Annotated in this window: 24 protein-coding genes; 5 read left to right on the top strand and 19 right to left on the bottom strand. The window is 32.5% G+C overall.

The window, feature by feature from the left end:
* The 5 genes from pstS to BLQ93_RS07045 form a co-directional block, all read right to left on the bottom strand.
* A partial coding sequence (gene pstS / locus BLQ93_RS07065; protein ID WP_092129214.1) for a phosphate ABC transporter substrate-binding protein PstS occupies positions 1–945 on the bottom strand: 945 nt, incomplete at its 3' end.
* A gap of 356 nt (positions 946–1301) precedes the next feature.
* Positions 1302–2420 carry a sensor histidine kinase gene (locus BLQ93_RS07060; RefSeq protein ID WP_092129212.1) on the bottom strand — a complete coding sequence of 373 codons (1119 nt, stop codon included), beginning with the start codon at positions 2418–2420 and terminating at the stop codon, positions 1302–1304.
* Positions 2417–3064 carry a response regulator transcription factor gene (locus BLQ93_RS07055; protein WP_092129210.1) on the bottom strand — a complete coding sequence of 216 codons (648 nt, stop codon included), beginning with the start codon at positions 3062–3064 and terminating at the stop codon, positions 2417–2419. The genes BLQ93_RS07060 and BLQ93_RS07055 overlap by 4 nt, the downstream gene beginning before the upstream one ends.
* Complete coding sequence (locus BLQ93_RS07050; protein WP_143338716.1) at positions 3039–3389, bottom strand: hypothetical protein; 351 nt, start codon at positions 3387–3389, stop codon at positions 3039–3041. The genes BLQ93_RS07055 and BLQ93_RS07050 overlap by 26 nt, the downstream gene beginning before the upstream one ends.
* A 29-nt stretch (positions 3390–3418) precedes the next feature.
* On the bottom strand, positions 3419–4078 hold the full coding sequence (locus BLQ93_RS07045) for a Crp/Fnr family transcriptional regulator (protein ID WP_025391177.1): 660 nt from the start codon (positions 4076–4078) through the stop codon (positions 3419–3421).
* Positions 4079–4201: 123 nt separating this feature from the next.
* Here BLQ93_RS07045 and pseC point away from each other — a divergent pair, with 123 nt between their 5' ends.
* Entirely contained in the window at positions 4202–5353 is a 1152-nt protein-coding gene (gene pseC / locus BLQ93_RS07040) for a UDP-4-amino-4,6-dideoxy-N-acetyl-beta-L-altrosamine transaminase (protein ID WP_025391178.1), read from the top strand.
* On the opposite strand, the gene ruvB is transcribed toward pseC, so the two are convergent.
* Genes ruvB through BLQ93_RS06970 form a run of 14 tightly spaced genes read right to left on the bottom strand, consistent with a single transcriptional unit; the run spans position 5350 to position 17674 of the window.
* Positions 5350–6318, bottom strand: coding sequence for a Holliday junction branch migration DNA helicase RuvB (gene ruvB, locus BLQ93_RS07035; protein ID WP_038572143.1), 969 nt, complete (start codon positions 6316–6318; stop codon positions 5350–5352). The genes pseC and ruvB overlap by 4 nt on opposite strands.
* On the bottom strand, positions 6296–7705 hold the full coding sequence (gene gltA / locus BLQ93_RS07030; RefSeq protein WP_092129206.1) for an NADPH-dependent glutamate synthase: 1410 nt from the start codon (positions 7703–7705) through the stop codon (positions 6296–6298). Before gltA ends, ruvB begins: the two co-directional genes overlap by 23 nt.
* Positions 7698–8552: a sulfide/dihydroorotate dehydrogenase-like FAD/NAD-binding protein gene (locus BLQ93_RS07025; RefSeq protein ID WP_092129204.1), complete on the bottom strand. Its 855-nt coding sequence runs from the start codon at positions 8550–8552 to the stop codon at positions 7698–7700. The genes gltA and BLQ93_RS07025 overlap by 8 nt, the downstream gene beginning before the upstream one ends.
* Before the next feature lie 17 nt (positions 8553–8569).
* A complete protein-coding gene (locus BLQ93_RS07020; protein WP_092129202.1) occupies positions 8570–9145 on the bottom strand; it encodes a hypothetical protein in 576 nt (191 codons plus the stop codon).
* A complete protein-coding gene (locus tag BLQ93_RS07015; protein WP_025391183.1) occupies positions 9132–9878 on the bottom strand; it encodes a tetratricopeptide repeat protein in 747 nt (248 codons plus the stop codon). The genes BLQ93_RS07020 and BLQ93_RS07015 overlap by 14 nt, the downstream gene beginning before the upstream one ends.
* On the bottom strand, positions 9875–10957 hold the full coding sequence (aroB, locus tag BLQ93_RS07010; protein ID WP_025391184.1) for a 3-dehydroquinate synthase: 1083 nt from the start codon (positions 10955–10957) through the stop codon (positions 9875–9877). The genes BLQ93_RS07015 and aroB overlap by 4 nt, the downstream gene beginning before the upstream one ends.
* Positions 10958–11611 carry a uracil-DNA glycosylase gene (locus BLQ93_RS07005; RefSeq protein WP_025391185.1) on the bottom strand — a complete coding sequence of 218 codons (654 nt, stop codon included), beginning with the start codon at positions 11609–11611 and terminating at the stop codon, positions 10958–10960.
* Positions 11612–12223, bottom strand: coding sequence for an ATP phosphoribosyltransferase (hisG, locus tag BLQ93_RS07000; RefSeq protein WP_025391186.1), 612 nt, complete (start codon positions 12221–12223; stop codon positions 11612–11614).
* A complete protein-coding gene (gene murA / locus BLQ93_RS06995) occupies positions 12220–13470 on the bottom strand; it encodes a UDP-N-acetylglucosamine 1-carboxyvinyltransferase (RefSeq protein ID WP_025391187.1) in 1251 nt (416 codons plus the stop codon). The genes hisG and murA overlap by 4 nt, the downstream gene beginning before the upstream one ends.
* Positions 13463–14320 (bottom strand): ROK family protein, encoded by an 858-nt coding sequence (locus tag BLQ93_RS06990; protein ID WP_092129200.1) that lies wholly within the window; start codon positions 14318–14320, stop codon positions 13463–13465. The genes murA and BLQ93_RS06990 overlap by 8 nt, the downstream gene beginning before the upstream one ends.
* Positions 14317–14766: a CoA-binding protein gene (locus BLQ93_RS06985; RefSeq protein ID WP_025391189.1), complete on the bottom strand. Its 450-nt coding sequence runs from the start codon at positions 14764–14766 to the stop codon at positions 14317–14319. Before BLQ93_RS06985 ends, BLQ93_RS06990 begins: the two co-directional genes overlap by 4 nt.
* 6 nt (positions 14767–14772) lie before the next feature.
* A complete protein-coding gene (gene fliN / locus BLQ93_RS06980; protein ID WP_025391190.1) occupies positions 14773–15651 on the bottom strand; it encodes a flagellar motor switch protein FliN in 879 nt (292 codons plus the stop codon).
* Between the two features lie 10 nt (positions 15652–15661).
* Positions 15662–16630, bottom strand: a complete 969-nt coding sequence (fliM, locus tag BLQ93_RS06975; RefSeq protein ID WP_092129198.1) for a flagellar motor switch protein FliM — start codon at positions 16628–16630, stop codon at positions 15662–15664.
* 3 nt (positions 16631–16633) lie between these two features.
* A complete protein-coding gene (locus BLQ93_RS06970) occupies positions 16634–17674 on the bottom strand; it encodes a protein-glutamate methylesterase/protein-glutamine glutaminase (RefSeq protein ID WP_159427510.1) in 1041 nt (346 codons plus the stop codon).
* 84 nt (positions 17675–17758) lie between these two features.
* Here BLQ93_RS06970 and BLQ93_RS06965 point away from each other — a divergent pair, with 84 nt between their 5' ends.
* From BLQ93_RS06965 to der, 4 genes are all read left to right on the top strand, one after another.
* Positions 17759–19750 carry an aconitate hydratase gene (locus BLQ93_RS06965; RefSeq protein WP_092129194.1) on the top strand — a complete coding sequence of 664 codons (1992 nt, stop codon included), beginning with the start codon at positions 17759–17761 and terminating at the stop codon, positions 19748–19750.
* Positions 19751–19771: 21 nt separating this feature from the next.
* Positions 19772–20116, top strand: coding sequence for a hypothetical protein (locus BLQ93_RS06960; protein WP_092129192.1), 345 nt, complete (start codon positions 19772–19774; stop codon positions 20114–20116).
* Positions 20117–20191: 75 nt separating this feature from the next.
* Positions 20192–22249, top strand: coding sequence for a glycoside hydrolase family 57 protein (locus tag BLQ93_RS06955; protein WP_092129190.1), 2058 nt, complete (start codon positions 20192–20194; stop codon positions 22247–22249).
* Complete coding sequence (gene der, locus BLQ93_RS06950; protein WP_092129188.1) at positions 22246–23514, top strand: ribosome biogenesis GTPase Der; 1269 nt, start codon at positions 22246–22248, stop codon at positions 23512–23514. The genes BLQ93_RS06955 and der overlap by 4 nt, the downstream gene beginning before the upstream one ends.
* Positions 23515–23516: the final 2 nt, after the last annotated feature.

Below are 23516 nucleotides of genomic sequence, written 5' to 3'. Positions count from 1 at the left end.
AGCTTTGTCACCATGGGCAAAACCCCATTTGAAAAACTCAGCTGCTTCTTTGTGTGGTAATGTAGGTTTTTTAGGAATAAGCACAAATGTGCCAGATACTATAGGCCATGTGTTTACACCAGGCTGATATGCTAGAGATTGACAAAAACCGTTTTGAGGAGCCCACTGTGCTTTTGCTGCAGCTTCTTTGAAGGCTGCTATGCTTGGTATAACCCATTTACCTGCTTTGTTTTGCAATTCTACGTTTGTTAGATGATTTTGTAGCCAGAATGCATACTCAACATAGCCAATCGAGCCTTTTATCTGCTTTACATAGTTTGACACACCCATATTGCCTTTTCCGCCAACGCCTACTGGCCAGTTTACAGATAAGCCGTAATGAACTTTTTCATTCCAGGTTTTGCTAATTTGACTTAGCCAGTAAGTAACATTCCAGTTTGTACCAGAACCATCCGCTCTATGGACTACTGTGATTGGTAGATGGGGAAGTTTAAGCCCTGGATTGTCTTTTTCTATACGAGGATCATTCCAGTATTTAATTTGCCCCATAAATATTTCTGGTATGACAGCGTTGCTTAGTTTTAATTCGTTATTTTTAATGCCGGGTATGTTAACCACAATTAGAATACCACCTACCATAGAAGGAAACTGAACCAAATCTTTCTTTTCCAATTCTTCTTTTGATAGACACATATCTGTGCCACCAAAAGCAACCGTGCCCTGGCTAACTTCCTGTATACCTGCACCTGAGCCTACACCTTGATAATTCACTTTATTACCCGTTGCCCTTTCAAACTCATAAGCCCACTTTGTGTAAACTGGATAAGCAAACGTAGAACCTGCTCCGTTAATTGAAAACCATGCATACGATCGTGTCGGGCTAAAAGCAAGACTACTTAGCGCAAAAACCCCAAGTAACAGTAGCTTTGCTACTTTTTTAAACATTGCTAAAACCTCCCAAAAAATAGTAATTAATGTAAAACTACACTTACTGCAGCTTTTTCTTTTAAACCCTTAACACGCGATAACCACCTTGGTGATTTTTGAGTTACATCGCTTTCCACACAAACACCCCCTAAAATTTTAGTACATATTACAAGATGCTGTGTTAAAAATTCATCAAGGTATTGTAAAATAAATGTTATAAATGTTAAAAAATCTATTAAATTATGTAATTAATATGATATAATGGACTTTTGGTTCTAAAACCACAAAAAGCTTATAAAATTAAGGTAAAGACAAATTAAAAGAATGCAAAAAGTCCAGTGAGAATTGCATGAGTTTTAAATGGATAAATGCTATTAAGAAAAGTAGAATGGTAATTTTACAGTGGCTCTAAATGTGTTTTTTGTTGTAGTAATCTCAATATCACCATTTAAAATATTAAGGGTTTTGTAGACTAAGTAAAGCCCAAGGCCTTTGCCAAAATGTAGCGCTTGAGAGTTTATATCTGTATCACTTTGTTGATAGTTGTTTTCTACTTTAAGATATAAATGCTTATCTCCAAGGTTAGATTCTATCAGAAGAATACCACCTTCTATATTATATTTAATAGCGTTGTCTATTAAATTACGCAAAAGAATATAAAATATATTTTGATATGTCGTGATTTTTGCGTCCTCAATATTAAGTTTTAGTCGTATATCTTTTAAATTAAGTGCGAAATTTAATTCTTGTAAAATCGTGTCTATTAGAATTTTTATGTTGATTTCAGATTTTCCCTCCTGTTTTGTTACATCAAATTTTTTTATTTCTAGTATACCATTTAATATGTTTTTTATACGATCAATACTATGTTTAATACGCTCATCTTCGCTTATTAAGCTAATATATGCAAGTGGCGTTAAAACTTCGTGGGCCACTGTGTCTAAAAATTCTTCTGTTGTTTTATATAAAGACAAAAGCGGTGTAGACCACTTTTGCGATAAGACATAGCTTATTCTATGATAAAGTGCTACAATAAATAAAGATATTACCAATGCAATGCCAAAAAAATAAGCAATATTTTTATAAATTTCATTAAGTGAATATGCTGCTATAATTTGAATATGTCCAAGCGTAGCGTCTTCAAAGCTTATTTTTCTAAAAGCAAGTCCAGCAAATTGAAATTTTTTTTCTTTTGATTGTATAATTTTTTCAATTAAATCTTTATTTATGCTTACATTTGAGCTCATTACTTTATTTTTATTATCAATTATCAAATAAAAAATATCTTGAGGCTTACTTTGATATATACCTGTTGTTTTAATTGAAAGCTCAATATTTTCAATTACCCTTTTTGCTAAATTTTCTCTGGTTTTTTGAAGATCTAAGTATCTTTGATAAGACAAAATACAATCAAAAAAAACAAGCATTATGAAAACTAGCAATGTATGCAAAAGTATAATATTGTTAATGAATTTTTGTATGTATTTATTCATTCATCTATTTTATAGCCATATCCTTTGATGGTCTTAATTAAATCTTTGTCTGAAAGTTTTTTTCTAAGGCTATATATATGCGATTTAAGTGTTTCTATACTGCCATCTTCATTCCATATATAATCTATTAAGCTATCTGTTTTTACAACCTTATTTTTGTTGCGCACTAAATACTCAAGTAACATAAATTCTTTTTGGGTTAGATTTTCTATAGGATTTGAGTCTATATAAACCACGTGTTTTTGTGTGTCAATCTCTATATTTTTAACTTTTAGTATACCTTTTGGCATGTTTCTATTTGCAATAGCTCTTATTCGAGCAAGCAATTCTTCTTTGTAGAAAGGTTTTGTAATATAATCGTCTATTTGAGCCTCAAAACCTTCTAATTTATCACTCAATGAGCTCTTTACGGTTAAAAAAATAGCTGGTGTTGATATAGTTTTTCTTAATTCTTTTAGAGTATATATGGAATCTTTATTTTTAATAGCTCTATCCATTATAAATAAATCATAAGTACGCGTTTTTGCAAATAGAGAAAAGTCGTCTAATTCAGTTATCCATTCTGTTTCAAAGCCATTTTGTTCAAGCAACTCTTTTAACGCTTTTCCAAGCGTTTTGTCATCTTCCAAAAGTAGGATTTTCATGTTTTTTTGCTTTTTGTATGTTTGATAAGCTTTTCATCAATAGTATTGCACTCACTGATCTGTAATAGCAAGCTTCAAACTGATTTTGTGAGAGGCTTTCTTGAGCCTGAGATATATTTTGATCAACCAGATTTAATTGATTTTTATATTCTGGATTGCTGGCAAACTTAGTAACCAGTGGGCTTTTTCTCATTTCTTTAGCCGTGTGTAAGTAAGAAATACACATAGATTTATATGATGGCTCTACTTTTTTGAAATCTTTTCCAAAAGCGTTTGAAAATAAAAATAAGCTAAATAAAACTACAAAAAATTTTTTTAACCACATTGTTAATCTTTTAATCCTGCAAGGTAAATTCAAGGTAAAATTTGTTTTAATATATCTATTTGTTTGTTTTTTACGCAAATTATACCTTCTTGAATAAGTTGTTTTTCAATTCTTGAGAATGTTTCTTTGCTCATACCAAGAAGTAAAGCAAGCTCCTGTTTTGGTAGATCCAGCACAATTGTATTTGATTTTTGTGTTCTTTTTAGGTAATTTAGATAATTTAGAAATCTTTCTTTGGCATTTTGTGTAGATAAACGTTCAAGTGTATCAACTAGGTAATTTATGCGCTGCGAAAACAAGTATATTATATGAAGCGATAACTCCGGGTTTGGTTTTAGAAACGATAAAAGTATGTTTTTATCTATGCCTATCATTATTGAATCCATAAGCATTTGAGCATTTACTGGATATACATCTTGTGTTAGTAAAATTTCTGCAAAAAATTCATTGTTTCTAACAAAGTGCACAACACACTCATTGCCTTTTTCGTCTAATCTATAAAGTTTTATTCTACCATCAATCAAGTAATAAATAATAGAGCCTTTTTGATATTGTCTAAAAAGTATTTCATCTTTTTGTTTTTTAACAATAGTACATGTTTTTTCAAGCATCTCTAAGATTTTTGGATCGTTTATGCCAAAAATTGATTTAAATATTAATTGTATCAATTTTTTTTCTTTTGTATCCATACAACATTACAATAGTCAAAAATGTATTTTATGTCAATAAATTCTTAATATAAAGCTTGAAAATACTTAAACTTAAGCTTATAATAGAAAAGCTTTTTATGCACTATTAAAAAAGGGGTTTTTATGTATCAAAAAACAATTGGTTATTCTAGGCAATATATTGATCAAGATGATATAAATTCGGTTATCGAGGTTTTAAAAAGTGATTTTTTAACAACCGGCCCAAAGGTAGATGAGTTTGAAGAAGCAATAAAGAAATATTTAAATGTAAAACATGCTGTATGTGTATCAAGCGGTACAGCTAGTTTACATATAGCTGCATTGAGTTTACTTAATAAAGGTGATAAGGTTCTTACAACTCCAAACTCATTTTTGGCTACCTCAAACGCGATAGTTTACGCAGGCGCTATACCTATTTTTGTTGATGTAGATGCTCATGCCAATATCGATTTAAACTTATGTGAAGATATATTAAAAAAAGGCAATTCTATAAAGGCAATTTTTGCCGTGGATTTTGCAGGAAATATGATTGATCCAGAAGGGTTAATATATTTGAAAGAAAAATACGGTGTAAAAATATTAGAGGATTGTGCCCACTCGCTTGGTGCAACGTGGAAAAACTACAAGGCAGGTGATTGTAAATTTTGCGATGTTGCAACTTTATCCTTTCATCCAGTAAAAAGCATAACAAGTGCTGAAGGTGGTTGTATTGTAACCAATAATGATTATATTGCAAAAAAGGCTTTGATGCTTAGAAATCACGGTATTGTAAGAAATAAAAATGAGTTTATTTATAAAGATGATGATAATCCTTTGTATTTTGAAATGCAGGATCTGGGTTTTAATTATAGGCTTAGTGATGTCCATAGTGCCCTTGGTTTATCTCAACTGAAAAAAATAGATTTCTTTTTAGAAACTAGACGAAAGCTTGCAAAAATCTATGATGCAGCTTTTGTAGATACACAAATAAAACCATTACATACAAATGCTGAAAGTTCTTATCATCTTTATGTTGTAAGGGTTAATTTTAAAGAACTTGGTAAAAATAGATCCTCTATAATGAAATCATTAAAATCAAAAGGTATACATCTTCAAACGCATTATATACCAATAAATGCTCAGCCTTTCTACCAAAATATGGGATATAACCCTCATTCTACACCTAAAGCGCTTGAATACTATAATCAGTGTTTATCAATTCCTTTATTTGTGGGTTTAACTGAGCAAGATCAAAAATTTGTTATTGATGCTTTAAAATCCGAAATACTGTCCTAGAATAATGTAGATTTTTCAATTAATGCTTGATTTACGGCAACGCGACCTTTTGGTGTTTTTTTTATATACCCGCATTGTAATAGATATGGTTCTACAACTTCTTCAAGTGTTTTTTTATCTTCGCCTAAACTTGATGCAAGCGTTTCGATACCTACAGGTCCGCCATTGAATACATTATTTATAATATCTAGATATTTTTTATCCAGATAATCCAAGCCATTTTCATCAATATTTATAATTTCTAACGCTTCTTGAGCGATACTCTTTGTAATTTTATCTATTTGCTTAACTTGAGCTAAATCTCTTACACGCCTTAGGATTTTATTTGCTATACGGGGTGTTGAACGTGAACGCTGAGCAATAATTTGCGCACTTTCATCATCAATTTTTATATTAAGAACAAAACTTGAACGTTTAATTATGCTAACAAGTTCATCTAAACTATAATAATCAAGCCTTAAGATAAGTCCAAACCTGTCTCGTAGTGGGTTTGTAAGCATCCCTATGCGTGTTGTAGCCCCAACGAAAGTAAACCTTGGAAGATCCAATCGAAGTGTTTTAGCACCTGGTCCTTGTCCGACGACAATATCTAATTTAAAATCTTCAAGGGCTGAATAAAGCATTTCTTCAATATTACGGTTAAGCCTGTGTATTTCATCCACAAAAAGCACATCTTTATCATCCAAACTCGTTAATATTGCAGCAATATCTCCAACTTTTTCTATAGAAGGACCGCTTATTGTTATTATATTTGAGCCCATTTCTTTGGCTATTATATGTGCAAGCGTGGTTTTTCCTATGCCAGGAGGCCCATAGAGCAAACAATGCTCTATGGGTTCGTTTCGTTTTTTTGCTGCAGCTATTGCAAGTGACAAATTTTCAACTACATGTTTTTGGCCTATGTACTCATTTAACCTTTCTGGCCTTATAGACACATTAATTTCACTGTCTACTAAGCGTTTCATGTATAGATTTAGCAGCTTTTTTACCAGCGCCCACTGCCAAAATAACTGTAGCTGCACCAGTTACTATATCACCGCCTGCCCAAACTTTTGGGTGTGTGGTTTTACCGTTTTCATCAGCAACAAAATAGCCCCATTTATTTGTTTCTACACCTGTTGCGCTTCTTGCTACAATGGGGTTTGCACTTTGACCAATTGCAACAATAACTGTATCTGTATCTATTACAAAATTTGAACCTTTAATTTCTTTTGGTCTTCTTCTACCTGATTCGTCTGGTTCGCCTAGCTCCATTCTAACGCACTCTATACCTACCACATTTCCATATTCGTCGCCTAACACTTTAACTGGGTTTGTTAACAGTTCAAATTTTATACCCTCTTCTTCGGCATGTTCAATTTCTTCTGCTCGTGCAGGCATTTCTTTTCTGCTTCTTCTATAAACAATTATAGCTTCTTTTGCACCAAGTCTTTTGGCTGTTCTAACTGCATCCATAGCAACATTGCCACCACCAACCACAACTGCGCGTTCGCCTACTCTTATTGGTGTTGCATAATTTGGAAATTCATAGGCTTTCATTAGATTTGATCTAGTTAAAAACTCACTTGCAGAATAAACACCATTTAAGTTTTCACCAGGAATATTTAAAAATGATGGTGCTCCAGCTCCATTTGCTAAGAATACGGCATCGTATTCTTGTATTAGTTCATCTACTGATTTAGTTAAACCAATTACGTAGTTTAAATTTATTTCTACTCCTAATTCTTTAATTTGATCCACTTCATAATCTACGATAGCTTTAGGCAATCTAAATTCAGGTATACCATACACAAGAACACCACCTGCTTTATGAAGTGCTTCGTATATGGTAACATCATAGCCTAATTTTGCAAGGTCTGATGCACACGCAAGACCAGCTGGTCCAGATCCTACTATAGCTACTTTTTTGTTAAGCCTTACAGAAGCTTTTTTAGCATCTGAATAATTAAGTTCTCTTGCCCAATCTGCTACATAGCGCTCAAGTCTACCAATAGCAATAGGTTTGCCTTTTTTATTCATTATGCATGCACCTTCGCATTGTTCTTCTTGAGGGCACACTCTACCACATACTGCTGGCAAAGCATTTGTTTTTTTAATTTCTAAAAATGCGCCTTTTATATCTTCTTCTATTATTTTTTCAATAAACTCAGGTATTCTAACATCTGCAGGGCATCCTGCTACACAGTAGGGCGGTTTGCATTGCAAACATCTTTGAGCTTCCTCAATAGCTTCTTGTAAAGAATACCCAAAGGGCACTTCAAGAAAATTATTTATTCTTTCTTCTGGTTCTTGAGCTCTCATTGGAACTCTATCTTTTTTAAGCCTTTCAGCAGGTTTTAATTTTTCAGCCATTTGAAGCTTGCCTCCTTATTTTTTCTTCTAATAACATTAAAGCTTCTCTTTCCTGATCACAATACTGTTTTTGTCTTAACATCATTTCATCAAAATTAACTAGGTTACCTCTAAATTCAGGACCATCCACGCATGCAAATTTTGTTTTCCCACCTACACTTACCCTGCATGCACCACACATACCAGTACCATCTACCATAATTGAGTTTAGGGAAACCCATATTTGTTTGTTATGTTCATTCGCAACACGAGTGCACATTTTCATCATTATTGGCGGTCCAATGGCCCATATATCTTTTATAGCTTCCGATTCTTTTTTTAATATATCATCCATAATGTTTGTTACAAAACCTTTTTGCCCATATGTACCGTCATCTGTAGCAATGTGGAGTTCATTTGACGCTTCTCTCATCTTATCTTCCATTATAATTAGATCTTTTGTGCGTGCACCTATAATAGACACTACGTAATTACCAAGCTCTTTTAGTTTTTTTGCAATTGGATGTATTGGTGCAATACCTATGCCACCCCCAATAATTAACACTTTACCACCAAAATTTTCTACCTCAGATGGTATACCCAAAGGACCAACGAAAGCATATAAACTATCACCTTCGTTCATTAAAGAAAGCTCTAATGTGCTTGCTCCAACAACCTGATAAACGATTTGAACCCAACCTTCCTTGGCGTTTGAATCTGCAATTGTCAAAGGGATTCTTTCGCCTTTTTGATTTGTAATCAGTATTATAAACTGACCAGGCTGGGCTGCTTTTGCAACAAATGGAGCTTCTATCCAGTTGGAATAGATAGTATCGCTCCATTTTTGCTTTTTTAAAATTTTGTACATCAAAAACCCTCCTTTACCTAAAATTTAAAATCTAAACTGCCAACAATAGAAGCCATGTTAAAATCAATAGAATTATTCAGACAACTTTTATTAAATTCCACTATATAATTATTAGACCAATAATTTTTTGGCTTTAAATATAGCCAGACATTTAAAGGACTATCTTTTGAGACCTTCTCAATTTTTAAAGGTTGTATTTTTTCACCGTTGCAATCCAAATAAATATTCCAAAATGAGTTTTTACTTGATATATTGCTTGATTCATAATCTGAGCTATATAAATTAACCCAAAAAACTGTATTTTTAGAACACTCGTTAACGAATGATTCGTATAGTTTTTCATTTGAGCTTGAAATTGCATTGTGTTGTTTTAGATAATTGTAGTATTGGTTTGCAAGTGCTGAGTTAAAGTATGTAACTTTTGCTATAGCTATAGTTTCAAAATCTCTGTAGAGTTTCTTTTCTTGTGTTTGTTTATCTAAATTTTTTGAAAATTCTGTTTCATAACTTCTAAAACCTACCTGCTGCATCTGTGTACAAGAAGCAATAAATATAAGCATTAATACGGGAAAAAAAAATTTAATTTTTCTCATCTAAAGCCTCCAGAGCCTCTCTGGCTTGAGTATTTTGAGGGTTTCTTGCAAGTATTTCTCTATATAGATTTTTAGCATCTTCAATATAGCCTTGTTCGATATATAATTTTGCTATATTTAGTTGATCATCTTCTTCTAAATCTATAGTGGGTATGTCTTCAAAAACTATTGGTTCTTCTTTGTTATCAAGTAGAGATTGTTTTTCCTCATCTAAAGCATTGTCTATCTTATCAACATCCAATATTACAACATCACTAACCTCGGTTTTTTCTTGTGCTTGTTGCTGTTTTGGATTGGTTTGCTCGACAATTTCTTTTACTTTTTCTATGCTTGGCGTATATACACTAGCAAGAGATAATAATCTGGATTTAATTTGAGAAGATGGATTAAGTATAAGTAATTTTTCTAAAGTTTGTATTGCTTGCTCGATTTTACCTTGTTTTTCGTACGCATTTGCTAGTAGTTCTAATGCAAGTACATTTGCATTATTAATCTGTAAAACTGTTTCAAGATAGCTCTCTGCTGCTTCGTATTTTTCTTCATCCATAAGAATTTGTGCAATTTTAATTAAAGCAAGCAGATAATGAGGAAATTTAGAAACGCCTTCTATTAGTATATCAAACGCTTCTTCTTTGGCACCATTTTCATAAAGCAAACATGCTAAAGGATAGAAAAACAGGCTTGTTTTCTTTGTTTTATAGTACTTTTCAATTTTTTTGATAAGCCTTTTCATTGTAACTCTCTAATCGTTTCTGTAAGTAGACTATTATTTATGTCGTTTGCAATAATAGCCTCTCCTATCCCTTTTGTCAATATAAATTCCAATATGCCGCCTTTGGATTTTTTATCATGTTGCATAATATTTATAAGCTCGATTGGTTCAATTTTATCTATTTTTGTTGGAAGATTGAATTTTTCAAGCAAATTTTTAATTCTATAAAATGTTTTTTCATCAATAAGACCTAATTTATAAGAAAGTTTTGCAGCAAATACTTCACCTATTGATACTGCTTGTGAGTGAGTGTATTTTTTATACTCAAAAAAAGCTTCAATTGCATGTCCAAGTGTATGACCAAAGTTTAATATTGCCCTAAGACCTAATTCTTTTTCATCTTTTTGTATAATTATGCTTTTATTTTTTGCACAATCATAAATAATTTTCGTTATAGTTTTATAGTTTCTTTTTAAAATATCATCAATGTAAGTTTCTAGGAATTCAAAAAGCTGTTTATCCATTATAATACCATATTTTATAATTTCAGAAAAAGCATTAAAAAATTCTTCATCACTTAGGGTATCCAAGAATTTTGTATCAATAAATACAGCATTTGGCTGATAGAAAGTGCCAATTAGGTTTTTACCCTTTGCATGATTTATAGCTGTTTTTCCTCCAATTGAACTATCTGTTTGAGACACAATAGTAGTAGGCACATGAATGAGGGGTATACCACGCATAAATGTGCTTGCGGCAAATGAAGCTATATCACCTACCACTCCACCACCAAATGCCAATAAAGGGGTTTTTCTATCTGCATTGTTTTCTATTAAAAAATCATATATGTCAAATAACACTTCTTTACTTTTGCTTTGTTCTCCAGGCTCAAAGCAATATACTGAGTATACAAAATTGGTTTGTTCTATATATGACAAAAGGGTTTGTAAATGTAATCTACATACAGTTGTATCTGAAATAATAAAAATTTTTCTTACAAAATTTGAATTTTTTAAAAAATTAACTAAATCGTTTAGGTTATCGTAACTTACATTAATATTATAGCTTTGAGATGCATTTACCGTTATTATCTGATTCATTTAGCCTCCTAAGTACTGCTTTGCTGTTTTTAGATCATTTAAAAAAATTTCTATGGCTTTTGGATTTCTTAATAGGTAGGCAGGGTGATAGGTAGGGATTGCTATGTATGTTTTTTTGTCAAATATTAAGCCCCTTGTTTGTGTGATTTTTTTATCGTTTCCCAAAATTTGCATTAAAGCAAATCTTCCTAATGTAATAATAACTTTTGGTTTTATTAATTCCATTTGTTTATCCAAAAATGGCCTACAGGCTTTTAACTCATTTTCTTGAGGATCCCTATTATTTGGAGGCCTGCATTTTAAGCAATTTGCTATGTAAACATCTTTTCGCGCAATACCTACTTCTTTTAATAATTCATTCAATAGCTGTCCAGCTCTACCAACAAAAGGTAAACCCTGCTCATCTTCACTTGCGCCAGGTGCTTCACCGATAAACATCAATTGGGCATTTGGGTTTCCATCGCCAAAAACATAGTTTTTTTTTGTTTTATGTAGGTCACAAGCTTTGCAGTTTTCTACGGCTTTTTTTAATTTTTCAAGTTCAGCTTCCACATTTTTTTGTGTTTCAGTGGTTTTTTTAAATTTGATATTCAAATATTCAACACCTAAATCTTTATAAAAATTTAAAATGTTACTCAATTGATTTTCTTTCATTTACTTTAATAATTCAAGAAGATTAGTTATTTCTTTGTTTTTTGTGTAGTAACTGACACGGTTTGAAATTAAAAAAGCGCTTGAGTCCATAATTTTTTCTATAATATGCAAACCATTTTCTTTTAAAGTTTGTCCTGTTGAAACAATGTCAACAATGCAATCTGCAAGCCCAATAACACCTGCGAGTTCAATTGATCCGTAAAGTTTAATAATTTCAATAGCCATACCTTTTTTTGCAAAAAATTCATCCGTTATATTTACAAATTTTGTAGCAACTTTTAGTTGTGTAGGGGTGTCTGGATAATTAGGACTTTTGCCTGCTACAACGACACTGCATTTTCCTATACCTAAATCCATAAGCTCGAATACATCTTTTTTGTTTTCTATCAATACATCTATACCGGCAACTCCTAAATCAGCGCCGTTTCCTTCTACATATGTAGCTACATCTTGAGCTCTCACAATCAAAAATCTAAATGTTTTGTCAGAGCTTTCAAAAATTAATCTTCTACTTTTTTCATCGTAATCTATTGGAATGCCTTTATTTTTGAAAAGCTCAATCGTTTCATCCATTAAGCGCCCTTTTGCAAGAGCAATTGTTAACTGTTTCACTGTGGTAGCCTCTTAATTCTTGCACCAAGTACTTGTAATTTTTTATCCAAATGTTCGTATCCTCTATCCAGATGATAAATACGTAAAATCTCCGTTGTATTTTCTGCAGCTAAAGCTGCTATTACAAGACTTGCGCTTGCTCTTAAATCTGTTGCCATTACGGGAGCTCCATAAAGTTTTTTAACACCAACTACAATTGCTTTATTGCCACTTATTGAGATATTTGCGCCCATTCGGTTAAGTTCAGCTACATGTTGAAAACGGTTTTCAAATATTGTTTCTTCTATTATACTTGTGCCACTTGCAAGTGTTAGCATAGCAGTAAACTGAGCTTGCATGTCCGTTGGAAACCCTGGGTAGGCAAATGTTTTAATGTTAACAGGTAAAAACTTTGAGTGAGAAATGACTATTGTATTGTCATTTATTTGTACTTGAGCACCCGCTTCTTTAATTTTGTCGATAATAGCATGCATGCAGTAAACTGGCGCATTTTTAATAGTTAGAGTTGATTTTGTAGCATGCGCTATACACATAAAAGTGCCTGCTTCGATACGGTCTGGCATTACTTCATAGTCGCATCCATCAAGATTTTCTACGCCTGTAATTTCTATAGTTGAGCTGCCAGCACCTGTAATTTTTGCACCACATTTGTTTAAAAAATTTGCTAAATCAACTACTTCTGGTTCTTTGGCTGCATTGTATATTGTTGTTTTACCATCAGATAGCGTAGCTGCCATCATTATATTTTCTGTACCAGTAACAGTTGGTGTATCAAGATAAATATCTGTTCCTTTAAGTTTTTTTGCACTTGCATGAATATAGCCTTGTTCAATATTTATTTTTGCTCCCATTGCTTTTAAAGCTTCAATGTGTAAGTTGACAGGTCTAACGCCAATTGCACATCCACCAGGCAAAGAGACAATAGCTTTATTGTATTTTGTTACAAGAGGTCCTAGTACTAAAATTGAAGCTCGCATCTTGCGCACAAGCTCATACTCAGCTTTCGTGGATTTTAAGCTTGAACAGTCAATATGTAGTGTGTTATTTTCAAAGCTATACTGACAGCCCATATTTTCAAGCAATTTAAGCATTGTATTAATATCAGCTAGATCCGGCACATTACGTATACTACAGGGCTTACTACATAGTATTGTTGCTGCTATAATGGGTAGTGCTGCATTTTTTGATCCGCTTATTTCAACACTACCATGCAAGGTTTTTGAGCCTTCTATAACAAATTTATCCATACAATCCCTCATTAAATATACTTGCAACCCCAAGCAAACCAGCAAATGAAGGGTTTTCATCAACTGCAAATTCACAAGGTTTTATTCTGTATACAAAAGATCGTCTTTGAACAGTTTTTTTTAGCGTTTGAATAAAAGCATCAAAATTATTTGCAATGCCGCCGCTAAATACAACAAGATCACTTCCAAAAATATTTATAAGATCCGCTACCACAATGCCTAAGTATTGTGCAAACCTATCTACTATGCGTTTGTAGGTTTTATTTTGTGTGTAATTGGAAAAAATGTATTCAAGTGGCTTGTCTACATCATTTTTTTTAGCAAAATTAAGTATGTTTTCTATTCCAGTGTATTTTTCTATGCAGCCTCTATTATTACACCCGCATCGTTTGCCATTTATTGTGGCGCTTATGTGGCCTACTTCAAAAACACTTATAGAGCTTTTAAGGAGTTTGCCATTAACTATTGCTCCACCACCCAGGCCTGTTCCCAATGTTAAGTGTATCATATTTGGTATTTTGTGTTTCCTATAAGAATTTAGACAAGCTGCATTTGCATCATTTTCTACTTCAATATGTGTATTTGGTTTTTGGAATTCTTTAAATGAAAAATCGTTTAAAAATAACATGTTAGGTGAGTATAAGATCTTTTTAGACATATAATCAACTATACCAGCTACACAAAACCCTATACGTTCTAATTTATTTTTTTGTATAATACTAAATATTTCGTTTTTAAAATCGTATATATTTTTTGGTGTTTGTATGGTATTTACTTCTTCTATATTGTACAACTTGTCAATTATTGCGTATTTTATACGTGTTCCACCGATGTCAAAGCACAAAGTCAACGAAGCGTTCCTTCAATATATTTTTGATAAGCTTTTTTTAGGCAGTAATCCATTATAAATAAAATTCCTGTACCTTCGGTCATTTTTTTGGATTCAGGGCTTATAATGTCTTCCTGAAGCCATATTGCTTTGGGTTTTATCTTTAGGGCAGATTCAACGACAGCTGGACAATCTTTGGCATTTCTAAAAATATCTACAACATCTACTTCAAATGGTATGTCTTCTAATCTTGCATAGCATTTTTCTCCCAATATTTCACTCACGCCTGGTCTTACTGGTACGATTTTGTAGCCTTTGCTTTGCATGTATTGAGCAACATCAAAACTTGGTCTATCTGGTTTTGGTGATAAACCAACCACAGCTATTGTTTTCATTTTTAGAATTTCTTTTACTATTTCTTCATCTTCTTTTGATATCTCACCAAAGCCTAATCTACAACTTTCCATTTTTTACTAACCCCCAAGACTTTTTATTCTATCTTCTTTTGTACCCACATGTGTAATTTTTATGCCAAAATTGCCACCAACTACTACAACTATACCTTTGGCAATTGTCTTGCCGTTAACTAAAATTTCCATTGGTTCATCAACATTTTTGTCAAGGTCTATTATAGTGCCTTCTGATAATTTTACAATATCTTTGAGTAACATTTGTTTTGAGCCAATTCTTACGCGGGCATTAAGTTCTATATCCATTAGTAAATTTAGATTGTCTTTTGAGGTCTCTTGAACTTGATTGTGCTTGGATTCATCTGCGATTTCAAATATAGGGGCGGTATTTTTAGTATCTTGACTTTGTGAGATTTCAATTTTTAAACTATCCAAAACTTTTTTAAACTCATCAATATTTATATATTGATATAAAGAGCTTTCAGTTATATTTTTAATAATAATTTCAAATTCTGATTCAAAAAAAGAGCCATCTTGTGGTTTCTCCGAAGAAAATCCATCAAAACTAACTTTATAGCCATTTTCTCTAATTACTTGCGCATATGCACCAAAAATTTGAGAAAATAGCTCTTTTAAAGAATCTATATCATCTGGGTCTAAAATATCTTTAGCCTGACCTGGCCCCATAAGCATCAAGTCGGATATAATAGATGCCAATTTTGCATTCATGGATACATATAATCCTAAATTTACACCATTGATATTTAGATTATATTTTCCGAAAAAATCACCTTCTTCAATTTTATTTGTAATCTGGGCTTTTGTAAATTTTACAAAACAGTCTATGTTTAATGCTTTTTTTATTGTTTCTTCTAAAACAATAGTTTCTTGTGTAAAAAAGATTTCAATATTTGACTTAATGTCTTTATTTAAATCAAACAAGATGCGCCTCCTAAAAGGTAAGTTTAGCTATCTTGATAGCTTTTTTATTTTTTACTTTACCTAATTTTGCTTCGAACTTTTTAACACCATTGCAATATACTTCAGAAAATTCGTTTGTATTTTTATGTAGTATGTATATATCATTTGGCTTTAAGTTTAAAAAATTTTCCACACTTATATTGAAATCGCCCAAATATACTTCGATTCTCATTAAAACGTTATCTAAAATTTGCAAAATATTTACTACCCTATTTACATGCTCTTTTCTTGAAATTGAAAGCATATCGTGTGTGCTTATTTTTGTTAAAATTGGCTCAAGTGTTATAACAGGTATGCAAAAATTTATTATGCCTTTGTAATCGCCCATTTTAACTTCGAATACAATTAATACCACTACTTCTGATGGTGCTACGATTTGGACTACATTTGGACTTGTTTCTTGGGCTGTAACCTCGAATCTAATTTCTGCAATTGGAGCCCAGATGTTTTTTAAATCACTGAGCATCAAATTAACAATATCTAATAGTATACTTTGTTCTATGTCTGTAAAAGGTCTTATATTTTGAAAAGTTGTTCCAAAGCCACCAAGTAATCTATCTATTAACACAAAGCCAATATCTGGTTCTATTGCTATTATACCACTACCTTCGAGTGGATATAGATTTATAACATTGAAGCTAACAGATTGAGACAATGATAGGACAAACTCACCATAAGTCATCTGGTCTACACTTGCAACGTCTATTTCTATAATGGTGCGCAAAAAACCAGAAAGTTTTGATGAAAAATTCCTTGCAAATTTATCGTGAAGGTTTTTTAATGCTCTTATTTGCTCTTTTGATACTTTATCAGGCCTTTTAAAATCATATATAGATACTTTTTCTTCAATAAGCGTTTCTGGTAATTCTTGGGGAGCTTCTTCTTTGCCTATTGCTGAAAGCAGTGCATCTATTTCTTCTTGAGACAAAATTTCTGCCATTTTTTATCCAACAATTTTTTTAACAATTTCTGGTATTTCTTCTAAATCACCTATATAATCAACTATATTATTTTCCGTAGGTTTTCTTGGCATTCCCCAAACGACACAAGATTCTTTGCTTTGTGCAATAATTGTACCACCTGTTTTTTTTAACTTTACCAGGCCTTGGTATCCGTCATTTCCCATGCCTGTCATAATAATTGCCAGTGTTTTGTCTTTTGTTGTTTGTGCGCACGATTCAAACAAAACGTCAGCGCTTGGTACATAAATTGTCTTTGGCTGGTCAGAGATTTTTATAATAAGCAAACCACCTTTTTCATATACGCTCATCTGTAAACCACCTGGAGCTAAATAACCTTTGCCATTTTCAGCAATTTCTAGGTCTTGGGCTTCTTTTATAGGTATAGTTGAAATTCTATCTAGCGATTTTGCAAAGATTGGTGTAAATGTAGCAGGCATATGTTGTACAATTAAAACTGGCACATTAACTTTCGGAAATTCGCTCATTATTTTTTCTAAAGCAACTGGACCGCCAGTTGAAGTAGCAATAGCAATAAGTCTTACATCCTTTTTTGTTATTTCAGATATTTTGGGAGGTTTTACAGACACAGGTTCAGTTTGTTTAATAAGTCTTGGTTTGGCAACTTTTGAATTTTTTGCTGCAATAATTTTTTCAATTAATAATTCTCTTGCGTCTTTTGTAATTTTATTGAAATTTAAAACATCATTTTTTGGTATATAGTCAACTGCACCAAGATGAAGCGCTTCAAGTGTTGTGCTTGCGCCTTCAGTTGTTAGGGTAGATACCATAATTACTGGCGTTGGGTTTTCAATCATTATGCGCTTTAGCGCTTCAAGACCATTAAGCTTTGGCATTTCTACATCCATTGTAATAACATCAGGTTTGAGAGTTTTTGCTTTCTCTATGGCTTCTAGCCCATCTGAAGCTGTATCTATTACTTGTATTTTACCAGATTCTTCCAATATTCTTGTTAAATATTTTCTTGAAATAAGCGAGTCATCAACAACTAAAACCCTAACCATAAATTCTCCAAAGATTTGACATTTATAAAGAAATAATATAAATTTTGTGTCAGAAAAGCAAATAAATTTTCTAGGAGGTAGAGCATGGGATTGACAGTAGCTCAAAAGATACTCAAAGAGCATTTGGTTGATGGTAGCCTCACAGAAGGAGACGAGATTGGTATAAAAATTGATCAAACACTCACACAAGATGCAACAGGCACAATGGCAGATCTCCAGTTTGAACAAATGGGTACACCTCGTGTCAGAACTGAAGTTTCTGTAAGCTACATTGACCACAAAACAATCCAGATGGGCTTTGAGGATGCAGATGACCATACATATTTGCAAACATTTGCAAAAAAGTATGGACTCTATTTATCAAAAGCAGGCAATGGTATATGTCATCAAGTTCATGTAGAACGTTTTGGAAAACCAGGTAAAACATTGCTTGGTTCTGACTCGCATACGCCAACAGGTGGCGGTATTGGTATGATAGCAATTGGCGCTGGTGGACTTGATGTGGCAAGTGCTATGGCAGGTATGCCATTTTATATGCCAAGGCCAAAAATCGTTGGTATTAAACTAACTGGCAGGCTTCAGCCATGGGTTTCAGCAAAAGATATTATTTTGAAAGTGCTTCAAATACTTACGACAAAAGGTAATGTTGGTTGGATAGCGGAGTATTTTGGAGATGGTGTAAAACACCTAAGTGTTCCAGAGCGCGCTACAATTACAAATATGGGTGCAGAGCTTGGTGTTACAACAAGTGTTTTTCCATCAGATGAAACAACAAGGTATTTTTTGAAAGCGCAAAAGAGAGAATCAGACTGGATACCTTTAGAAGCAGATCCTGATGCAGTGTATGATAAGGTAATCGAAATTAACCTCAATGAACTTGAACCAATGATAGCTCAACCCCATTCACCAGATAATGTTGTTCGCGTAAGGGATGTTGAAGGTACACCTGTAGATCAGGTTATGGTTGGAAGCTGCACAAACTCTTCTTACAAAGACGGCAAAATATTGGCAGAAATTCTTAAAGGTAAAGTAGCAAACGAAAATGTTAGCTTTGGTTATGCGCCAGGATCAAAGCAAGTTTTAAGAATGCTTGCAGATGAAGGTGAATTAAGCCATATTATAGCAGCCGGTGCTAGAATCTTAGAATCAGCATGTGGTTTTTGTATAGGTGCAGGTCAAGCCCCAAGAAATAATGCAGTCTCCATAAGGACTAATAACAGAAATTTTTTTGGAAGAAGTGGAACAACTACAGCTAAAGTTTACTTAGTGAGCCCAGAAACAGCAGCTGCATGTGCTTTAACCGGAAAGATAACGGACCCAAGAGATTTGGAGAAACTCTTTGGTATCAAATATCCAAAAGTAGAAGTGCCAAGCGAGTTTACAATAGATGATTCTTTAATTATACCACCAGCAAGTGAATCTGAAGCGTCAAAAATTGAGCTTTATAAAGGTCCAAATATTGTTGATCCTCCTGGTGGTAGCGCTATGCCATCCGATTTGATTGGCGAAGTTGCTGGCAAATTTGGAGATAAAATAACTACAGATGATATAATGCCAGCAGGTGATTTGTTAAAGTATCGTTCTAATGTGCCAAAGTATGCTGAGTATGTTTTCGTAAAAAGGGATCCAACATTTGCACAAAGGTGTTTAGAAAATAAAAAAATGGGTATTCACAATATCATTGTAGGTGGCGATTCATACGGTCAAGGTTCATCAAGAGAGCATGCAGCCTTATGTCCTATGTATTTAGGTGTAAAAGCTGTTATCGCAAAAGCTATTGAACGTATACATAGAGCTAACCTTATAAATTTTGGCATATTGCCGTTAACTTTCAAGAACCCAGACGATTATGAAAAAATCGATCAAGGCGATAGAATTAAATTACCAAACATAAGAAAAGCTCTAATCGAAAACAAAGGAGAAGTAATACTTTATAACGAAACAAAAGGCATTTCTATACCTTTGCAATATCACTTAACAGATAGAGAAATTAAAACTATACTGGCTGGTGGCACAATGAAACTAGCAAAAGATTTTCCAGGTAAAAGCTTTAAAGAAATAGTTTTTGATTCCTAAAAAATAAAAAGGAGGAAAGTAATGAAAACATTATTTTATGTATTAAAAGACCCATCAAATACAATGGATTATTTTCATTTATTTCTAAATGTAAAAGATCTAAGAAAGAAGAATTATGATGTCAAAATTATATTGGAAGGTTATGCAACAAGCGTTGTCCAAAAAATGTCAGATAAAAATCACCCCCTAAATGCTGCATATGAAGATATAAAAAGTGCTATTGCGGCAGTTTGCAAAGGCTGTGCTATTGCTACAAAAAGCTTAGAGGCTGCAGAGGCTCAAGGTTTGCCAGTAATTGGAAATCTTGATAATCATGTTGCACTTGAACCATACATAAAAGATGGCTATAGTATAATTGTGTTTTAAATTTTTTAGGAGAGTCAAAAGCTCTCCTAAATTTTCTTGTTGTAATCAATTTTTAAAAGATTATAATAATTAAGTATGGTATTTGTTTCTTTTGTCTGGCACATGCATCAACCCTACTACAAAAACGATATTGAAGGTAAATATTTAGCAAGCTGGGTAAGGCTTCACGCTTCAAAAGACTACCTTGATATGCTAAAAATTGCCCAAAACAACAATGCACGTGTTACTTTCAATCTAACGCCTGTACTTGTAAATCAAATTTTGTCCTATAAAAGCCTGGAATGCGAAAGCACAGCAAGTTTACTTGCAAAGCCCGTTAAAGAGCTTAACGATAAGCAGAAGTTGTATATTTTAGAAGATTCTTTTAAAATAAACCCCAACATTATACAAACAATGCCAAAATACAGGCAACTTTACCATAAAAAACAAAATGCTAATGCAAATATTTTGAATGTTTTTAGTGATGAAGAAATTTTAATATGTGAAGTAGCTTATTTACTTTCGTGGTTTGGGAATCTTCAAAAAGATGAAACAATAAAAAGAATAGAAGAAAATTTAAGTACAGTTGGTGAAGAAGAAAAACAATACTTGCTTGACAAACAACTCCAAATTCTTCAATCGATTGTACCAGAATATAAAAAAGCTGTCCACAATGGTGATATTTGTTTAACCACAACACCATTTTACCATCCAATTTTGCCTTTGCTTATTGATACTGATATAGCAAAAGTTTCAAACCCAGAAATTAATTTACCAAAAAAATTTAGCTACAAAGAAGATGCAAAATGGCACATACAAACTGCAAAAAACTATATGGAGCGCATTTTCGAATCTAAAATAGAAGGTATGTGGCCATCGGAAGGCTCCGTGAGTGACGAAGCACTTTGTTTAATTGCTGAGTGTGGTTTTAAATTTGCAGCAACAGATGAGCAAATCATAAAAAATTCAGGTTTCAGTGATATTTATAAACCGTATTTATATGAAAACAATAATTTATCGCTACATATGTTTTTTAGAGACCATACATTATCCGATAAAATAGGTTTTGTATACTCACATCTAAATTACAAAGATGCAGTAGAAGATTTTTTAGGCTCTATAAAATCTATAGAATCAAATAATCCACGCTCAATTGTAAGTATAATTTTAGATGGTGAAAATGCGTGGGAATACTATGATAACAATGGTTATGATTTTTTGAACCATCTATACGATAGCTTGCAAAAAGACCCAAAAATCGAACTTGCAACTCCAAATGAGTATCTAGAGCTACAAGATATTAAAGAACTAAAATTCAGCAAAATCTGGCCTGGTTCGTGGATTGGGGCTAATTTTAATATATGGATTGGCGACGATGAGGACAACAAAGCATGGGATTTACTACACAAAGCTCGCCTTGAGGTTGGATCAAACAAAGCAAGCATGCAAGAGCTTTACAAAGCTCAAGGTAGTGATTGGAACTGGTGGTATGGGAAAGACCACTCATCTACAGACGATGTTTTGTTTGATAATTTATTTAGAAACTTGCTTATAAAAGCTTATTTACTTGCAAAAAAAAATCCACCCGAAGATCTTTATTTACCTATTAAAAAACAAGTGAGCGCTCTGGAAAGCAAAAATCCAATTAGTTTCATAAACCCAAAAATTGATGGCATAATTAGTTCTTATTTTGAATGGGCAGGATCTGGCGAATTTGTAGAACTAGAATCTGCAATGAGTATTTCAGATAGAATGATTAAAAAAATTAACTATGGTTTTAATGAAAACGATATTTTTTTGAGGGTAGATTTTAACAGCAGACCACATGATTTATTTGATAAATATGATATTTGCATAGAAATATTTGACAATATTAAAACCTTCCTTTTTCTATCAAAAAAGTCAAGTTATATCCAAAGATTTGATAGAAATGGAAAAATAATTGCACAGGAGAATTTTCTGGATTATGCTATAGATAAGATTCTTGAACTTAAGATTTCAAAAGATTTTTTAGGTGTCCATGAAAAAGAAAAAGTTTATTTACATATTAATATTAAACATGAAAATCAAATTATAGAAAGATTTCCAACCAACAAAGACATACTTATTGAAATACCATCCAGAAATTTTGAATATGAGAATTGGTTTATATGATAGTTTCTATAGTAGGCAGACCCAATGTTGGCAAATCAAGCCTATTTAATTTACTTATAGGCAAAAATAAAAGTATAATAAGCGATATTCCTGGCACAACAAGGGATAGAATAGCCGATTACATGTACATTAAGGATAAAAGCGCTATGCTTATAGATACTGGTGGATTAAATGATAAAGACTACGCTTTATCAAAAAAAATCAATTTACAAACGCAAGCAGCTATTGAATCAAGCGATATTGTTATCCTTGTATTTGACGCAAAAGAACCCTTAAATGATTTTGACATATCTTTGTTTAAAATGATTGCAAAACTCAAAAAAAAATACATTGTTGTTGTTAACAAAATAGATGAAAAAAATGAAGAATTTTTTTACGATTATATTCGTTTCAAAAATGCCATATTTATTTCAACAAAGCGTAGAACCAACCTAAACATTCTAAAAGAAAGGCTCTATGAGTTAATAGAGAAAAATGTTAAGATTGAAGATGCCAATACAAGACTGGCTATTGTTGGCAGAACTAATGTTGGAAAGTCAAGTTTGTTTAATGCTATTTTACGAAAGGAACGCTCAATTGTTGACAATAATGCAGGTACAACGCGTGATAGTGTTGAAACTTTAATAAAGTATCATGAAAAAACATATAAAATTATTGATACGGCTGGTTTAAGATTGAAATTAAAAAAAGAAAGCCTTGATAAATTGGCATCTTACCTTACATTGTTTTCTATTGAAAGGTGTGATATAGCGCTTTTTGTAATTGATGCCAGTCAAGGCGTAACAACACAAGATTTAAAGATAGCTTCGATACTTGAGCGCAAACACAAAGGTATTATTGTTTTGTTTAATAAGTGGGATTTGGTTGAAAAAGATGCCGAAAAAGTTTTTAAGGATTTAAAAAACAGACTTTCTTTTATAAATTTCGTTCCATTTTTGAAGGTAAGCGCTAAAGAATCAAAAAACATCGATAAAATTTTTAAGTATGTAAGTATTGTTGAAGAATATTATAATAAAAGAGTTTCAACGCACAATCTTAACGAAGCATTTCGTTTTTTAAGCGCAAAACACCATGCAGTAAGTGTTAATTCCAAACCTATAAGGATAAAATTTATTAATCAGGTCGATATAAAACCACCTACTTTTGTTATTTTTACAAATGTAAAAAAAGTGCCCAAAAACTACGAGCACTTTGTTAAAAACCAGCTATATTCAATATTTAAATTTACAGGTTGTCCTTTAAAGCTGATTTTTAAAAATGATTAAAG

The organism is Desulfurella multipotens, from assembly GCF_900101285.1.
GTDB classification, from domain to species: Bacteria; Campylobacterota_A; Desulfurellia; order Desulfurellales; family Desulfurellaceae; genus Desulfurella; species Desulfurella acetivorans.
The sequence above is the reverse complement of the archived record's forward strand: the minus strand, read 5'-3'. Positions and strand labels throughout refer to the sequence as shown.

Excerpts from the sequence above, each read along its gene's own strand:
- ruvB (WP_038572143.1), bottom strand. The coding sequence starts at position 6,318 with ATGAAACGCTTAGTAGACAGTGAAATTAATGTGTCTATAAGGCCAGAA.
- BLQ93_RS06970 (WP_159427510.1), bottom strand. The coding sequence starts at position 17,674 with ATGGTTAGGGTTTTAGTTGTTGATGACTCGCTTATTTCAAGAAAATAT.
- BLQ93_RS07055 (WP_092129210.1), bottom strand. The coding sequence starts at position 3,064 with ATGAAAATCCTACTTTTGGAAGATGACAAAACGCTTGGAAAAGCGTTA.
- BLQ93_RS06985 (WP_025391189.1), bottom strand. The coding sequence starts at position 14,766 with ATGGAAAGTTGTAGATTAGGCTTTGGTGAGATATCAAAAGAAGATGAA.
- BLQ93_RS07050 (WP_143338716.1), bottom strand. The coding sequence starts at position 3,389 with ATGTGGTTAAAAAAATTTTTTGTAGTTTTATTTAGCTTATTTTTATTT.
- murA (WP_025391187.1), bottom strand. The coding sequence starts at position 13,470 with ATGGATAAATTTGTTATAGAAGGCTCAAAAACCTTGCATGGTAGTGTT.
- BLQ93_RS07015 (WP_025391183.1), bottom strand. The coding sequence starts at position 9,878 with ATGAAAAGGCTTATCAAAAAAATTGAAAAGTACTATAAAACAAAGAAA.
- BLQ93_RS07060 (WP_092129212.1), bottom strand. The coding sequence starts at position 2,420 with ATGAATAAATACATACAAAAATTCATTAACAATATTATACTTTTGCAT.
- BLQ93_RS06960 (WP_092129192.1), top strand. The coding sequence starts at position 19,772 with ATGAAAACATTATTTTATGTATTAAAAGACCCATCAAATACAATGGAT.
- BLQ93_RS07025 (WP_092129204.1), bottom strand. The coding sequence starts at position 8,552 with ATGTACAAAATTTTAAAAAAGCAAAAATGGAGCGATACTATCTATTCC.
- gltA (WP_092129206.1), bottom strand. The coding sequence starts at position 7,705 with ATGGCTGAAAAATTAAAACCTGCTGAAAGGCTTAAAAAAGATAGAGTT.
- pseC (WP_025391178.1), top strand. The coding sequence starts at position 4,202 with ATGTATCAAAAAACAATTGGTTATTCTAGGCAATATATTGATCAAGAT.
- BLQ93_RS06965 (WP_092129194.1), top strand. The coding sequence starts at position 17,759 with ATGGGATTGACAGTAGCTCAAAAGATACTCAAAGAGCATTTGGTTGAT.
- BLQ93_RS06955 (WP_092129190.1), top strand. The coding sequence starts at position 20,192 with ATGGTATTTGTTTCTTTTGTCTGGCACATGCATCAACCCTACTACAAA.
- BLQ93_RS07020 (WP_092129202.1), bottom strand. The coding sequence starts at position 9,145 with ATGAGAAAAATTAAATTTTTTTTTCCCGTATTAATGCTTATATTTATT.
- BLQ93_RS07005 (WP_025391185.1), bottom strand. The coding sequence starts at position 11,611 with ATGAAAGAAAATCAATTGAGTAACATTTTAAATTTTTATAAAGATTTA.
- der (WP_092129188.1), top strand. The coding sequence starts at position 22,246 with ATGATAGTTTCTATAGTAGGCAGACCCAATGTTGGCAAATCAAGCCTA.
- fliM (WP_092129198.1), bottom strand. The coding sequence starts at position 16,630 with ATGGCAGAAATTTTGTCTCAAGAAGAAATAGATGCACTGCTTTCAGCA.
- BLQ93_RS07045 (WP_025391177.1), bottom strand. The coding sequence starts at position 4,078 with ATGGATACAAAAGAAAAAAAATTGATACAATTAATATTTAAATCAATT.
- aroB (WP_025391184.1), bottom strand. The coding sequence starts at position 10,957 with ATGAATCAGATAATAACGGTAAATGCATCTCAAAGCTATAATATTAAT.